Source organism: Enterococcus sp. DIV1307a (genome assembly GCF_050537425.1).
Lineage (GTDB): Bacteria > Bacillota > Bacilli > Lactobacillales > Enterococcaceae > Enterococcus > Enterococcus faecalis.
The window spans coordinates 2,329,578-2,345,000 of the sequence record NZ_CP172914.1 but is presented as its reverse complement, the minus strand read 5'-3'; the positions used below and the strand labels follow the sequence as shown (position 1 = coordinate 2,345,000).

Here is a 15,423-nt window from a genome sequence, read left to right as displayed (position 1 = left end):
TTATTGAAGTTGCGCGACAGTTACCAGAGTATCAATTTATTTGGTTTGGTGATACACCAATGTATTCTATCCCAAAAAATATCCGACAATTAGTTAAAGAAGATCATCCAGAAAATGTTATTTTCCCAGGTTATATTAAAGGAGATGTCATCGAAGGGGCTTATGCGGCAGCGAATCTCTTCTTTTTCCCTTCTCGTGAAGAAACGGAAGGAATTGTTGTTTTAGAAGCATTAGCTAGTCAGCAACAAGTTTTAGTGCGTGATATTCCAGTTTATCAAGGCTGGCTAGTAGCTAATGAAAATTGTTATATGGGTCATTCTATTGAAGAATTTAAAAAATATATTGAAGGCTTATTAGAAGGGAAAATACCTAGCACTAGAGAAGCAGGCTATCAAGTAGCAGAGCAAAGAAGTATCAAGCAAATTGGTTACGAGTTAAAAGAAGTCTACGAAACAGTCTTATCTTAACAAATATTGAAGGCAGTTATTGTTAGATGAAATGGAGGTAATGAGAGTGAAAATTGGTTTTTTTACTGATACGTATTTCCCGCAAGTGAGTGGGGTAGCGACTTCTATTAAGACCTTAAAAGATGAATTAGAAAAGCACGGCCATGAAGTGTATATTTTTACGACAACCGATCCTAACGCGACTGATTTTGAAGAAGATGTCATACGAATGCCTAGTGTGCCATTCGTGTCTTTTAAAGATCGCCGAGTAGTGGTTCGCGGTATGTGGTACGCCTATTTAATTGCCAAAGAATTGGAATTAGATTTAATTCATACACATACTGAATTTGGTGCGGGTATTTTAGGGAAAATGGTTGGGAAAAAAATGAAAATTCCTGTCATCCATACGTATCATACGATGTATGAAGATTACTTACATTATATTGCTAAAGGAAAAGTCGTCCGTCCATCACATGTTAAATTCTTTTCAAGAGTGTTTACAAATCATACGACAGGTGTTGTTTGTCCCAGTGAACGTGTAATTGAAAAATTACGGGATTATGGAGTAACCGCACCAATGAGAATTATTCCAACAGGGATCGAAATTGATAAGTTTTTACGTCCCGATATTACTGAGGAAATGATCGCTGGAATGCGTCAACAACTAGGTATTGAAGAGCAACAGATTATGTTGTTATCGTTAAGTCGAATTTCTTATGAAAAAAATATTCAAGCAATTATTCAAGGGTTACCACAAGTTATTGAAAAATTACCACAAACTCGTTTAGTAATAGTTGGAAATGGTCCCTATCTAGAGGATTTAAAAGAATTAGCAGAAGAACTAGAAGTCAGTGAATACGTTCAATTTACGGGTGAAGTGCCAAATGAAGAAGTCGCCATTTATTATAAAGCTGCTGACTATTTTGTCAGCGCCTCAACGTCGGAAACACAAGGCTTAACTTATACAGAAGCGATGGCTGCTGGCGTTCAATGTGTTGCAGAAGGGAACGCCTATTTAAATAATTTATTTGATCATGAAAGCTTAGGCAAAACTTTTAAGACAGACAGTGATTTTGCCCCAACATTGATTGACTATATACAAGCAAATATTAAAATAGACCAAACTATTTTAGATGAAAAATTATTTGAAATTTCTTCTACAAACTTTGGCAACAAAATGATTGAATTTTATCAAGACACATTGATTTACTTTGATCAACTTCAAATGGAAAAAGAAAATGCGGACTCAATAAAAAAAATTAAAGTAAAATTTACATCTTTAAGAAAATAAACTGCAAAACTTTCCTCCTTCGTTTATACTGAAGGAGGAAAGTTTTTTATTTTAAGAACGGAGGAAGCTACTATGTCTAAAATCGGCTTTATTGGAACGGGTGTCATGGGGAAATCAATTATTCGTAATATGATGAAAAACAATTTATCTGTCAATGTTTATAATCGAACAAAAAGTAAAACAGATGATTTAGTTGCTGAAGGAGCAGTTTGGTATGATACGCCAAAAGCAATTGCGGAAGCGAGTGATATCATTTTTACAATGGTTGGCTTTCCTTCAGATGTTGAAGGCGTGTATTTTAATGAAACAGGGATTTTTCAAGCAGATCTTACAGGTAAAATAGTAGTAGATTTAACCACAAGTACGCCAACCTTGGCTGAAAAGATTGCCAAAAAAGCAGCAGAAGTGGGTGCTCATGCGTTGGATGCGCCAGTTTCTGGTGGTGACTTAGGTGCTAAAAATGGTACTTTAACAATTATGGTTGGTGGCGATCAAGAAAGTTATGACACCGTCTTACCAATTTTCAAAACATTTGGTAAAACGTTTATGCTACACGGCTCAGCTGGAAAAGGGCAACACACTAAGATGGCGAATCAGTTAATGATTGCAGGCACAATGACCGGTTTGACTGAAATGCTCGTTTACGCAAATGCGACAGGATTAACTTTAGAAAAAGTTCTGGAAACAGTCGGTGGTGGTAGTGCTGCAAACTGGTCATTAAGTAATTATGGTCCGCGTATTTTAAAAGAAGATTATACGCCAGGCTTTTTTGTTAAACATTTTATCAAAGATTTAAAGATTGCGTTAGATGAAGCAAAAAAACTTGACCTTCCATTGCCAGCGACGCAAAAAGCGACAGAATTATATGAAAGCCTTGCAGATAAAGGGTTTGAAAATGATGGCACACAGGCCTTAATTAAGCTTTGGTGGACAGATGGCAAGCAACCAACGAATAAAAATTAAAGAACAACAAAAAAATCAAAAAAAATGACGAAAAATCATGCAAGTTAGGCAATGTTTTGTTACAATGGTACAGAACTAGTTTGCAAAAGGAGGCCCACTGATGAAACATTCACAACTTGTGGCGATTATTAAGAGACTGGAAGCAATGATCGAAGCAGCAGATAATGAAGTACAAGTACGCCGCTTTGAACGTGAAGGCGTAGAGAAATGTATTGTAAGTTTTGATAAATCAACAGAAACATTTGAATTAACAGAATCTGATACGCACCAAAGCTATCAATTCGATAACATCGATATTGTAGCAATGGAAATTTACGACTTAATTCAATAATTAATCGTCCTACATTTTAATAAGGGAGTGGAGTAGAAGCACCAAAGCTTCTGGTTCACTCTCTTCTCGTATTATCCAGTCAAGTTGTAGCAATAGCTTAGTGGGAATTTAAGAATTATATAACAAAAATCACTGGCACTTCTCAATCAGGGGAGTGCCAGTGATGCTTTTTAGTTGCACTTCTTTCCTTTTTCTGTGAAAATAGTTTGGGTATCAAAGTAATTGATCCTTTTTTTAAAAGCCTCGTCCCTTGAAAATGCGCCTTTTTTGAAATATTTGAAGAATATTTCATTAAAAATATAGAAAATTCTCTTGCATTCTTTGCTTATTTACGATATAGTTTGAACATCAAATGTTTTGATAATCAAAGTATATGGATGGTGCACAGAATGGAACCTAATTTAGAAACAGTCAACGATTACTTAGTCAGTGTCTTTAATGACATCTTAACGATTGAAGAATCTGAATTGAAAAAATCACAATTTAATGATTTATCCATTACGGAGATGCACACAATCGAAGCAATTGGTATGTACAAGAAAAAAACGTCTTCAGAAGTAGCCAAGGAACTTTCAATTACTGTCGGAACACTTACTGTAGCGATTAACAACTTAGTTAAAAAAGGCTATGTTGAACGTTTGCGTAGTGAAGATGATCGACGTGTAGTAAAGCTTGGCTTAACTAAAAAAGGAAAATTACTTTTTAGAGTCCATCAGCATTTTCATCGTGAAATGGTTAAAAACATTTTGAAAGGCATGGAGCAAGAAGAAGAACAAGCGCTGTTAAGAGCACTAAAAAATCTTCATGATTTCTTGCAAGAATACAAATAAAAAGTGAGGATCCCCATGAAGAATTATGCACGAATTAGTTGTACAAGCCGTTATGTTCCAGAGAATTGTGTCACGAATCACCAACTGAGTGAAATGATGGATACCTCTGATGAATGGATACATTCGCGAACAGGCATTAGTGAACGTCGCATCGTTACGCAAGAAAATACGTCTGATTTATGTCATCAGGTCGCAAAACAGTTATTGGAAAAATCTGGAAAGCAAGCAAGTGAGATTGACTTTATTTTAGTTGCAACAGTGACACCAGATTTCAATATGCCTTCTGTTGCTTGCCAAGTGCAAGGCGCAATTGGCGCCACTGAGGCCTTTGCTTTTGACATCAGTGCAGCGTGTTCTGGTTTTGTCTATGCCTTAAGCATGGCAGAAAAACTAGTCTTAAGTGGTCGTTATCAAACAGGTCTAGTAATTGGTGGCGAAACATTTTCCAAAATGTTGGATTGGACCGATCGCTCCACAGCGGTGCTTTTCGGTGATGGGGCTGCTGGCGTCTTGATTGAAGCGGCTGAGACACCGCATTTTCTAAATGAAAAATTACAAGCAGATGGACAACGGTGGGCGGCTTTAACGTCAGGCTACACGATCAACGAAAGTCCTTTTTATCAGGGGCATGAGCAGGCTAGTAAGACGCTACAGATGGAAGGACGTAGTATTTTTGATTTTGCGATTAAAGATGTTTCACAAAATATTTTATCACTCGTGACGGACGAAACCGTGGATTATCTTCTATTACATCAAGCAAATGTGCGCATTATCGATAAAATTGCACGTAAGACGAAGATTTCCCGCGAGAAGTTTTTAACGAATATGGATAAATATGGCAATACCTCAGCTGCTAGTATTCCTATTTTGTTGGATGAAGCAGTTGAAAATGGGACCTTAATTTTAGGTTCCCAACAACGCGTGGTGCTAACAGGATTTGGCGGCGGCTTAACATGGGGCTCACTGCTCCTAACGCTGTAAAAAACTGTTCACATATAAATGAAGAAAATGACTATTTTGGAGGAATATACACATGGTATTTGAAAAAATTCAAGCAATTATCGTAGAAGAATTAGGAAAAGATGCTGAAGAGGTACAATTAACTACAAACATTCAAGAAGAATTAGATGCGGATAGCTTAGATTTATTCCAAATCATTAACGAAATCGAAGATGAATTTGATGTGAAAATCGAAACAGAAGATGGCATCCAAACCGTTCAAGATTTAGTAACATATGTAGAAAAACAACAAGCAAACTAATACATGAAAATAGGGGGCTGGGACATTTAATTGCTAAATGATCCAGTCCCTAAAAAAACAAGTAAATAAGCCGGAAAAATCCTTTTTTACTTGAATGAAGTGTACTTATCTTAGAACTAAAGGACGTATAAAATCAATGAATCAACAGTTATGTGAGTTGCTTGGAATCAATTATCCCATTTTTCAAGGCGGTATGGCTTGGGTAGCCGATGCTTCATTAGCAAGTGCCGTGTCAAACGCTGGTGGATTAGGGATTATTGCTGGCGGCAATGCCCCAAAAGAAGTCGTAAAAAAAGAAATTAAAAAAGTTAAAGAATTAACGGAGCAACCCTTTGGTGTCAATATCATGTTACTTTCACCTTTTGCCGATGAAATTGTCGATTTGGTTTGTGAAGAACAGGTTCCTGTCGTAACGACAGGTGCAGGCAATCCAGCCAAATACATGGCTCGTTTTAAAGAACATAACATTAAAGTAATCCCAGTAGTTCCTTCAGTTGCTTTAGCAAAAAGAATGGAAAAAATTGGTGCCGATGCTGTCATTTTTGAAGGAATGGAAGCTGGTGGACATATTGGCAAGTTAACCACTATGAGTGGCTTACCGCAAATCGTTGACGCTGTGTCAATTCCTGTGATTGCAGCAGGTGGGATTGGTGATGGTCGTGGTATGGCTGCGGCCTTTATGTTAGGTGCTGAAGCAGTCCAGTTAGGCACACGTTTTTTAATTGCCAAAGAATGCAACGTTCATCCAGATTATAAACAGAAAGTTTTAAAGGCACGTGATTTAGATGCAGTAATTACCTGCCAACATTTTGGCCATCCAGTGCGTACTTTAAAAAATAAATTAACCGCTCAATATAATCAATTAGAAAAGCAAGAACTCCAAAAAGAAGTGCCTGATTTAGAAATGTTTGAAAAAATTGGTCAGGGCGCTTTGCGCAAAGCTGTCGTTGACGGGGATATGGATTACGGTTCCGTCATGGCGGGACAAATTGCCGGGTTAATAAAAAAAGAAGAAACAGCCCAAGAAATCATTGATTCACTCATGTCTGAATGCAAAGCGATTGTACATAAGATGAATCAGCGTTGGGGCTAAGTGAATAATTTTAACAAAAAATGAGGTGTCGTATGAAAACAGCGATTTTATTTAGTGGACAAGGAGCCCAGTATCAAGGGATGGGTGAAGAATTATATCACCAAGAAGCGATTGTTCGGGAAACTTTCGATGAAGCAAGTCATATCTTAGGTTATGAGATGGCAGAACTTTGTTTTACTGAAAATGAACGTTTAAATGAAACAGAATATACGCAACCTGCTATTTTAACAGTCAGTGTCGCATTTTACCGTCTTTTGCAACAAAAAGGACTAACGCCTGATGTCGTAGCGGGTTTAAGCTTAGGGGAATACAGTGCTTTGGTTGCCAGCGGGGCTTTGCGCTTTTCAGAAGCAGTGGCCTTGGTCCAAAAGCGCGGTCAGTACATGACAGAAGCAGCACCACAAGGAACTGGCAAAATGGTTGCTGTTATGAATGCTGAGCGTGAAGTAATTGAGAAAGCCTGCCAAGAAGCCAGTGCTTTCGGAATTGTGGCTCCAGCAAATTATAATACACCACAACAAATCGTGATTGGTGGTGAGGTTGCTGCTGTTGATCAAGCGATGACACTTCTCAAAGAAGCTGGTGTGAAACGAATGATTCCGTTAAATGTGAGTGGTCCTTTCCATACGGCGCTGTTACAACCAGCATCAAAAAAATTGGCTCAGGATTTAGCAAAATTGAACTTTCAAACGATGCAAATTCCTGTCATTAGTAATACGACTGCCGAAATTATGCCCCAAGAGGCAATTCAAGCGTTATTGGAAAAGCAAGTCATGTCTGCGGTACGTTTTGAAGACAGTATCGAAACGATGAAGGCTATGAACGTAGGAACGATGATTGAAGTTGGTCCAGGGAAAACATTAACTGGTTTTGTTAAAAAAATTGACAAAACAATTGAAATGCACCGTGTGGAAGATGTTGCAACATTAAAAGAAACGTTAACAGCACTTACTGGGAGGTAAAAAATGGAATTAACAGGGAAAAACGTATTTATTACTGGAAGCACTCGCGGGATTGGCAAAGCAGTTGCGTTGGCTTTTGCGAAAGAGGGCGCCAATATTGTTTTAAACGGTCGGAGTGAGATTACGCCAGAACAACGACAAGAAATTGAAGCCTTTGGGGTAAAATGTATTGGCCTTTCTGGAGATATTTCCGATTTTGATGCAGCAGGTGAGATGATTCAAGCAACTGTTGACCAATTAGGCTCGATTGATATTCTGGTGAATAACGCTGGGATTACGAATGATAAATTATTATTACGAATGACAAAAGAGGATTTTAATGCCTGTTTAGATATTAACTTGGTAGGAACTTTTAACATGACCCAACAAGCGGTTAAACGTATGATGAAACAACGAAGTGGTCGGATTATTAATATGGCTAGCGTTTCTGGTTTAATGGGAAATGTTGGTCAAGCAAACTACGCTGCGAGTAAAGCAGGTGTCGTTGGTTTTACTAAATCGGTGGCACGAGAAGTTGCGCCGCGCGGTATTACCTGCAATGCGATTGCACCAGGGTTTATCCAAACAGAAATGACGGATGTTTTATCGGAAAAAGTTAAAACACAAATGAATGCGCAAATTCCCTTACAAACGTTTGGGCAAGTCGAAGATGTCGCAGCTACAGCGATTTTCTTAGCTAAAAGTCCCTATATTACTGGGCAAGTAGTGAATGTTGATGGCGGCTTAGTCATGCACGGATAAACGAAAGGAGTCAAAAGGATGAATCGAGTAGTTATTACCGGTTACGGTGTCACCTCGCCGATTGGCAATGAACCTGAGACTTTTTTAGAAAGTTTGAAAACAGGGAAAAATGGTATCGGACCGATTAGTAAATTTGATGTTAGTGAAACAGGTGTCACCTTAGCAGCTGAAGTGAAAGACTTTCCAATGGAAAAATATTTTGTTAAAAAAGATGGCAAACGCATGGATAAGTTTTCGTTATTTGGCATTTATGCGGCCTTAGAAGCAATGGCTATGAGTGGCTTGGATACCAGTCAACTAGATGTGGATCGGTTTGGCGTCATGGTGGGTTCCGGGATTGGTGGTTTGGAAACAATTCAAAATCAAGTAATTCGGATGCACGACAAAGGACCTGAACGTGTGGCACCGTTATTTATTCCAATGGCGATTGGAAACATGGTGGCGGGAAATATTGCTTTACGTGTTGGTGCCAAAGGAATTTGTACGTCAACAGTGACGGCTTGTGCTAGTGCAACCCATTCAATTGGGGAAGCGTTCCGCAATATCAAACATGGCTACTCCGATGTCATTATTGCTGGTGGAGCAGAAGCGCCTATTACAGAAATCGGTATTTCAGGATTTGCTTCCTTGACCGCTTTAACAAAGGCGACTGATCCAGAAAAAGCCTCAATTCCCTTTGATAAAGAACGTAGTGGATTTGTGATGGGAGAAGGTGCGGGTGTCTTTATTTTAGAATCATTAGATCATGCTCTAGAACGAGGCGCAACTATTTTAGGTGAAGTGGTTGGCTATGGTGCTAATTGCGATGCCTATCATATGACATCACCAACACCAGATGGGAGCGGCGCAGCGAAAGCCATGGTACTAGCAATGGAAGAAGCGGGGATTTCTCCAGAAAAAATTGGCTATATTAACGCCCATGGAACAAGCACACAAGCCAATGACAGTGCAGAATCTAAAGCTATTGAATTGGCTTTAGGTAATGCCGCAAAAACGGCGTATGTAAGTAGTACGAAGAGTATGACGGGACATCTCTTAGGCGCCGCTGGTGGGATTGAAGGAATTGCTACCCTAAATGCTTTACAACATCAATTTATTCCGCCAACCATTAATGTGGAAAATCAAGATGAAGCAATTACGGTGAACGTTGTTTTAAACGAAAGCAAAGAGCATAAATTTGATTATGCTTTAAGTAACTCGCTAGGCTTTGGTGGCCACAATGCAGTTATTTGCTTAAAACGCTGGGAGGATTAACATGCAGTTAGAAGAAGTAAAAGCACTATTAACACAATTTGATCAATCAACTTTAACCGAATTCGATTTACGAGAAGGCTCGTTTGAATTATATATGAATAAAAATACAGTTTCTGGACGAAGTGCCGTAGAACCAGTGGCGCAACCACAAGAAACACCAGTAGCCGCTAGTGGTGTGTCAGTGCCTGTTGAAACAGTTTCTGTCGTTGAAGAAACGCCAACCAATACACCGACAGTCAATAAAAAGACAGAAGAAATTACGTCACCTATTGTAGGAATCGTTTATTTACAACCAGCACCAGATAAAGAGAACTTTGTCAAAGTAGGAGACACTGTTAAAACGGGTGACGTTGTGTGTATCGTTGAAGCGATGAAATTAATGAATGAAATTACGGCGACAGTTGACGGTGTGATTACCGAAGTGTTAGTCAACAATGAAGATGTGGTTGAATTTGGTCAGCCGCTATTCCGAGTTGCTAAAGGAGAATAAAACATGAAATTAACAATTACAGAAATTCAAGAAATTTTACCACATCGCTATCCCTTTTTATTATTAGATAGTGTTGAAGAAGTCATTCCCGGGGAACGCGTTGTAGCGAAAAAGAATGTAACGGTTAATGAGCAAGTTTTTCAAGGTCATTTTCCTGGGAATCCTGTTTTGCCAGGAGTTTTAATTATTGAATCGTTGGCTCAAGCAGGCGCCGTGGCATTACTTTCAATGCCTGAATTCAAAGGGAAAACGGCATACTTTGGTGGATTAGATAAAGCAAAATTTAGACAAAAGGTAACACCAGGCGACACATTAATTTTAGAGGTTGAACTTTTAAAAGTCCGTGCTTCTGCTGGAATGGGTAAAGGTGTGGCAAAAGTTAATGGAAAAAAAGTTGCCGAGGCTGAATTAACCTTTATGATTGGATAGGTGAAAAATGTTTTCGAAAGTATTAATCGCAAACCGCGGAGAAATCGCTGTTCGTATTATTCGTGCCTGTCGCGAATTAGGCGTTCAAACAGTTGCTGTTTACTCTGAAGCGGATCAAGAAGCGTTACACACACAGTTAGCAGATGAAGCTATTTGTATTGGACCGGCGAAAGCAACTGATTCTTATTTAAATGTTCAAGCTGTTTTAAGTGCAGCGATTGTTACCAATGCTGAAGCGATTCATCCAGGGTTTGGTTTCTTATCTGAAAATAGTCAATTTGCTTCAATGTGCGAAGAATGCAACATTACTTTTATCGGTCCTAAAGCAGAAACGATTGATGCAATGGGCAATAAAATAAACGCACGTCAACTGATGCAAAAAGCCAAGGTACCTGTTATTCCTGGGAGTGATGGCGTCATTGATTCTGTCGAAGAAGCGTTGACGATTGCTGAAAAAATTGGTTACCCAGTGATGTTAAAGGCAGCTGCTGGTGGTGGCGGAAAAGGAATCCGAAAAGTTCTTTCAAAAGAAGAGTTACCGAAACACTTTACTTCAGCGCAGCAAGAAGCCAAAGCCGCATTTGGTAATGATGATATGTATTTAGAAAAAATTATTTATCCAGCACGTCATATCGAAGTGCAAATTTTAGGTGATCAATATGGGCATGTGATTCACTTAGGAGAACGTGATTGCTCACTACAAAGAAATAATCAAAAAGTGTTAGAAGAATCACCATCGATTGCTATTTCTGAAGAAAAGCGTCAGATGTTAGGCGAAACGGCCGTTCGAGCGGCACAAGCTGTGCATTATGAAAATGCCGGAACCATTGAATTTTTGATGGATCCAGCTGGCGACTTTTATTTCATGGAAATGAATACCCGCATCCAAGTCGAACATCCAGTTACGGAAATGGTAACAGGGATTGATTTAGTCAAAGCACAATTAGAAATTGCTTCAGGTGAACCTTTAGGCTATACCCAAGAGGATGTTACCATGACTGGGCATGCGATTGAGTGCCGAATTAACGCTGAAAATCCTGCCTTTAATTTTGCTCCTTCACCAGGTAAAATTCAAAATCTCTTGTTGCCTAGTGGTGGAATGGGCTTGCGTGTAGACAGCGCTATGTATTCAGGGTATTCAATTCCGCCTTATTATGATTCAATGATTGCGAAAGTCATCGTACATGGTGAAAATCGTTTTGATGCCTTGATGAAAATGCAAAGGGCTTTAAATGAAATTGTAACAGAAGGTATTATTACGAATGCCGAATTCCAATTGGATTTAATTACACATGACAATGTTTTGACAGGTGACTATGACACAAGCTTTTTACAAGAAACATTTCTACCAAATTGGGAGCCAGAAAGCAATCATTAAAGAAAGAACGCCGCAAGAGCTCTCTTGCTTGGAAAGATCAGTGATCTTTTGAAAGGAGCTGAGCTCTTGCCGCTAAAATACGAGGAGTAAGCAAATGGCATTATTTAAAAAGAAAAATTACATTCGCATTAATCCAAATCGTGCTGATGCAAATGATGCATCAAAGAAGCCTTCTGTTCCAGATAATATGTGGGCAAAATGCCCTTCTTGTAAGCGAACACTGTATACAAAAGAAATGGGTGCAGAAAAAATCTGTCCGCATTGTGGCTATAGTTTTCGGATTGGTGCATGGGAACGATTAGCGATAACCGTTGATGAAAAAAGTTTCCACAATTGGGACAGTGAATTAGTGACAAAAGATCCACTAAATTTTCCTGGTTATCTTGAAAAAATTGAAAAAATGCAAGAAAAAACTGGACTAGATGAAGCTGTCTTAACGGGAGAAGCAACAATTGAAGGACAAGCTGTTGCAATTGGAATCATGGATGCTAATTTTATCATGGGCAGTATGGGAACGATTGTTGGTGAAAAAATCACACGCTTGTTTGAGCGGGCGACAGAAAAGCATTTACCAGTGGTGATTTTCACTGCATCTGGTGGTGCCCGTATGCAAGAAGGAATTTTTTCATTGATGCAAATGGCGAAAATTTCGGCCGCTTTGCAACGGCATAACAAAGCAGGCTTGCTGTATCTTACGGTATTGACTGATCCAACGACTGGCGGTGTTACCGCAAGTTTTGCGATGGATGGCGATATTATTTTGGCAGAGCCTCAGAGTTTAATCGGTTTTGCTGGCCGCCGTGTAATTGAACAAACGATTCGTCAAGAGTTGCCAGATGATTTTCAAAAGGCCGAGTTTCTTTTAGAACATGGTTTTGTAGATCAGATTGTGCCAAGAAATCTTTTGCGTCAACGATTGAGCGACTTGTTACGTTTACATTCTTTGGAAGGGTGGCGCTAACATGGAAAAGAAAACAGCCAATGATGTTGTTACCTTGGCAAGAGCCCAAGATCGTTTGACAACTTTAGAATATATAGAAGCAATTTTTGAGGACTTTTTAGAATTTCATGGGGATCGTTACTTTGCCGATGATTTAGCTGTAGTCGGTGGTGTTGCTACTTTGCAAGGGAAACCAGTTACAGTGGTAGGTATCCAAAAAGGCCGAAATCTACCAGAAAATATTGAACGTAATTTTGGTTCACCTAATCCTGAAGGGTATCGCAAAGCGTTACGTTTAATGAAACAAGCGGAAAAATTTAATCGCCCAGTCATTACCTTTGTGAACACTGCTGGTGCCTATTGTGGGATTGGTGCCGAAGAGCGGGGAGAAGGGGAAGCCATTGCGCAAAACCTGTTAGAGATGTCTGATTTGAAAGTGCCAATCATTTCAGTCATCATTGGTGAGGGTGGCAGTGGCGGTGCTTTAGCGTTAGCAGTCGCAGATGAAGTTTGGATGTTGGAACACACGATTTATGCGGTTCTTTCGCCAGAAGGTTTCGCCTCTATTTTGTGGAAAGATGGCAGTCGTGCGAAAGAAGCAGCAGAATTGATGAAAATCACAGCGACAGAGCTGAAGGAATTAGCTATTGTAGATAAAGTAATTCCGGAAGTTATGAACGGTCAGCCTCTGGAACAAGCAAAAATTAATCGCATGTTACAAAAAGCGTTCATTTCAAAATTAACTGAATTAGCTAAATTAGATACGGAAACATTACTAGAAAAAAGATACCAACGTTTTCGCAAATATTAGAAGTTACTACTCATCAACGAACTTTTCAGGGGTTGATGGGTGGCTTTTTTTATTTTTTCTTTTATTTTACTTGTTCTTTTACAAGGAACGACCGTCCTTTATAGAAATTTTCAGTAAAATGCAGTATAATACAATAGGTAGAGACTGAAGCATAATTGTTTAGTTATGTTTCAGTCTCTTAAAATCGAAGAAACTACATAGTGTCAGTGAGAGGAGTCACGATGTTTTCAAAATATAAACCGACATGGATGATTGATGCGATTTATAAAATTACCCCCGCACAATTAAAAAAACTAGGGATTAAGGCAGTACTAACTGACTTAGATAATACGTTAATTGCTTGGAATAATCCCGATGGAACAGAAGAATTAAAAACTTGGTTATTAGAAATGAAAAATGCAGGAATTACTGTCCTCGTTGTTTCAAACAACAAAGACAGCCGGATTAAACGCGTTGTTGAAAAGTTTGACTTAGATTATGTAGCACGTGCCTTGAAACCAACCGCACGTGGCTTCAAATTAGCAGAAAAAAAATTAGGCTTGAAGCCATCTGAAATGTTAATGGTCGGCGATCAGATTATGACAGATATTCGGGGAGCTAACGCAGCGGGTATACGCAATGTTTTAGTTCAACCGATTGTCGATACAGATGGCTGGAATACTAGAATCAATCGGTTCTTTGAACGGAAAATTATGAAATACTTATCAAAAAAACATCCAGAAATGACATGGAGAGGCGGATTAGAATGACAGAGGCAATTCATTGTATTGGCTGTGGTGCGATTATCCAAACGGAAAATCCTCATGAATTAGGCTATACACCAAAAACAGCTTTCGAAAAAGGAATGGAAACAGGGGAAGTTTATTGCCAACGTTGTTTTCGCTTAAGACATTATAATGACATTCAAGATGTCCAATTAACAGATGATGACTTTTTACGTTTATTGAATGGTTTAGGAACAGAAGATGCACTGATTGTGAACGTAGTGGATATTTTTGACTTTAATGGCTCTCTTATTCCAGGACTGCATCGTTTTATCGGAGATAATCCTGTGTTGTTAGTTGGCAATAAAGTGGATATTTTGCCTAAATCATTAAAAAAACCTAAAATGGTTCAATGGATGAGAGAACGGGCCCATGAAGCAGGATTACGCCCTGTTGATGTTTTACTAACAAGTGGCAAGAAACCACAAGAAATGCAAGAGTTATTAGATACGATCGAAAAATATCGTGAAGGCCGAGACGTTTATGTCGTAGGTGTGACCAATGTTGGAAAATCAACATTAATCAATCAAATCATTCAACAAACAGTGGGTGTTCAAGATGTGATTACGACATCACAATTTCCTGGAACAACGCTAGATAAAATTGAAATTCCATTAGACGATGGCCACTTCTTAATCGATACGCCCGGAATTATTCACCGTCATCAAATGGCACATTATCTAGGTAAAAAAGACTTGAAAATTATTGCACCGCAAAAAGAAATCAAACCGAAAGTTTACCAATTAAATGCTGAACAAACCTTGTTTTTAGGTGGCTTGGCTCGCTTTGATTATGTCCAAGGTGCTAAAAGTTCCTTCATTGCCTACGTTTCCAATGACTTAAATTTACACCGAACAAAAACAGCAACCGCCGATGCTTTTTATGAAAAACATGTTGGTGGCTTATTGCAGCCTCCACGTGCCGATGAAGTCGCTGAGTTTCCTGAATTAGTGCGCTTTGAATTTTCCGTGAAAGAAAAAACGGATATTGTGTTTGCTGGTCTAGGTTGGATTACTGTCACAGAACCTGGTGTAGTCGCTGGTTGGGCGCCTAAAGGTGTCGATGTTTTACGTAGAAAAGCATTAATTTAAATTTTAGAGAGAAGGCAAACAATTTGAAACTTAGAGGAAAACAAAAACGTTATTTACGTAGTCAGGCACACCATTTACAACCTATTTTTCAAGTAGGCAAAGGTGGTTTGAATGACGCAATGATTACACAAATTGATGAAGCGTTGGAAAAACGTGAATTGATTAAAATTACGTTATTACAAAATACAGATGAAGTAGCAGAAGAGGTTGCAGAAGAACTAACAGCAGCCATTCATTGCGATGTGGTACAAATTATTGGTCGCGTGTTGGTCTTATTCAAGCCATCAAGTAAAGAAAAATATCAAAAAATTTCAGCAGCAGTCAAAGAGATTTAATATTGGAGGGATG

The 15,423-nt window shown here is 38.8% G+C and carries 19 protein-coding genes (1 of these 19 cut by a window edge); all 19 read left to right on the top strand.

Annotation, left to right across the window (positions count from 1 at the left end):
• Positions 1-467 carry the final stretch of a cell wall glycolipid biosynthesis glucosyltransferase BgsA gene (gene bgsA, locus IGL90_RS11440; protein WP_002359375.1) on the top strand. It extends 538 nt beyond the left edge of the window, so 467 of the gene's 1,005 nt are visible here — the last part of the coding sequence; its start codon lies off the left edge, out of view; the stop codon is at positions 465-467.
• A gap of 46 nt (positions 468-513) precedes the next feature.
• Positions 514-1,737 (top strand): cell wall glycolipid biosynthesis glucosyltransferase BgsB, encoded by a 1,224-nt coding sequence (gene bgsB / locus IGL90_RS11435; RefSeq protein ID WP_010825503.1) that lies wholly within the window; start codon positions 514-516, stop codon positions 1,735-1,737.
• Between the two features lie 72 nt (positions 1,738-1,809).
• Positions 1,810-2,700 (top strand): NAD(P)-dependent oxidoreductase, encoded by an 891-nt coding sequence (locus IGL90_RS11430; protein WP_002356274.1) that lies wholly within the window; start codon positions 1,810-1,812, stop codon positions 2,698-2,700.
• Between the two features lie 100 nt (positions 2,701-2,800).
• Positions 2,801-3,031: a YkuJ family protein gene (locus IGL90_RS11425; RefSeq protein ID WP_002379802.1), complete on the top strand. Its 231-nt coding sequence runs from the start codon at positions 2,801-2,803 to the stop codon at positions 3,029-3,031.
• 389 nt (positions 3,032-3,420) lie between these two features.
• Entirely contained in the window at positions 3,421-3,861 is a 441-nt protein-coding gene (gene fabT / locus IGL90_RS11420) for a fatty acid biosynthesis transcriptional regulator FabT (RefSeq protein ID WP_002362455.1), read from the top strand.
• A 15-nt stretch (positions 3,862-3,876) separates the two neighbouring features.
• Positions 3,877-4,842, top strand: a complete 966-nt coding sequence (locus IGL90_RS11415; RefSeq protein ID WP_002359378.1) for a beta-ketoacyl-ACP synthase III — start codon at positions 3,877-3,879, stop codon at positions 4,840-4,842.
• A 52-nt stretch (positions 4,843-4,894) separates the two neighbouring features.
• The gene (locus IGL90_RS11410) at positions 4,895-5,122 is read left to right on the top strand and encodes an acyl carrier protein (RefSeq protein WP_002356278.1); all 228 of its coding nucleotides are present in this window, start codon (positions 4,895-4,897) and stop codon (positions 5,120-5,122) included.
• A gap of 136 nt (positions 5,123-5,258) precedes the next feature.
• Complete coding sequence (gene fabK, locus IGL90_RS11405; RefSeq protein WP_002356279.1) at positions 5,259-6,215, top strand: enoyl-[acyl-carrier-protein] reductase FabK; 957 nt, start codon at positions 5,259-5,261, stop codon at positions 6,213-6,215.
• A gap of 32 nt (positions 6,216-6,247) precedes the next feature.
• The gene (gene fabD / locus IGL90_RS11400; protein WP_048737838.1) at positions 6,248-7,177 is read left to right on the top strand and encodes an ACP S-malonyltransferase; all 930 of its coding nucleotides are present in this window, start codon (positions 6,248-6,250) and stop codon (positions 7,175-7,177) included.
• A 3-nt stretch (positions 7,178-7,180) separates the two neighbouring features.
• Entirely contained in the window at positions 7,181-7,918 is a 738-nt protein-coding gene (gene fabG, locus IGL90_RS11395; RefSeq protein ID WP_002356283.1) for a 3-oxoacyl-[acyl-carrier-protein] reductase, read from the top strand.
• 18 nt (positions 7,919-7,936) lie between these two features.
• Complete coding sequence (fabF, locus tag IGL90_RS11390; protein WP_002382453.1) at positions 7,937-9,172, top strand: beta-ketoacyl-ACP synthase II; 1,236 nt, start codon at positions 7,937-7,939, stop codon at positions 9,170-9,172.
• A gap of 1 nt (position 9,173) precedes the next feature.
• Positions 9,174-9,662: an acetyl-CoA carboxylase biotin carboxyl carrier protein gene (gene accB / locus IGL90_RS11385; RefSeq protein WP_048737840.1), complete on the top strand. Its 489-nt coding sequence runs from the start codon at positions 9,174-9,176 to the stop codon at positions 9,660-9,662.
• A gap of 3 nt (positions 9,663-9,665) precedes the next feature.
• On the top strand, positions 9,666-10,091 hold the full coding sequence (fabZ, locus tag IGL90_RS11380; RefSeq protein ID WP_002356286.1) for a 3-hydroxyacyl-ACP dehydratase FabZ: 426 nt from the start codon (positions 9,666-9,668) through the stop codon (positions 10,089-10,091).
• A gap of 7 nt (positions 10,092-10,098) precedes the next feature.
• On the top strand, positions 10,099-11,469 hold the full coding sequence (locus IGL90_RS11375) for an acetyl-CoA carboxylase biotin carboxylase subunit (protein ID WP_002373903.1): 1,371 nt from the start codon (positions 10,099-10,101) through the stop codon (positions 11,467-11,469).
• 94 nt (positions 11,470-11,563) lie between these two features.
• A complete protein-coding gene (gene accD / locus IGL90_RS11370; RefSeq protein WP_002356293.1) occupies positions 11,564-12,430 on the top strand; it encodes an acetyl-CoA carboxylase, carboxyltransferase subunit beta in 867 nt (288 codons plus the stop codon).
• Position 12,431: 1 nt separating this feature from the next.
• On the top strand, positions 12,432-13,220 hold the full coding sequence (locus IGL90_RS11365) for an acetyl-CoA carboxylase carboxyl transferase subunit alpha (RefSeq protein WP_002362363.1): 789 nt from the start codon (positions 12,432-12,434) through the stop codon (positions 13,218-13,220).
• Positions 13,221-13,441: 221 nt separating this feature from the next.
• On the top strand, positions 13,442-13,969 hold the full coding sequence (locus tag IGL90_RS11360; protein WP_002356296.1) for a YqeG family HAD IIIA-type phosphatase: 528 nt from the start codon (positions 13,442-13,444) through the stop codon (positions 13,967-13,969).
• Positions 13,966-15,075 carry a ribosome biogenesis GTPase YqeH gene (yqeH, locus tag IGL90_RS11355; protein ID WP_002381381.1) on the top strand — a complete coding sequence of 370 codons (1,110 nt, stop codon included), beginning with the start codon at positions 13,966-13,968 and terminating at the stop codon, positions 15,073-15,075. The genes IGL90_RS11360 and yqeH overlap by 4 nt, the downstream gene beginning before the upstream one ends.
• 23 nt (positions 15,076-15,098) lie before the next feature.
• A complete protein-coding gene (gene yhbY / locus IGL90_RS11350) occupies positions 15,099-15,410 on the top strand; it encodes a ribosome assembly RNA-binding protein YhbY (RefSeq protein ID WP_002356298.1) in 312 nt (103 codons plus the stop codon).
• The last annotated feature ends 13 nt before the right edge of the window (positions 15,411-15,423 follow it).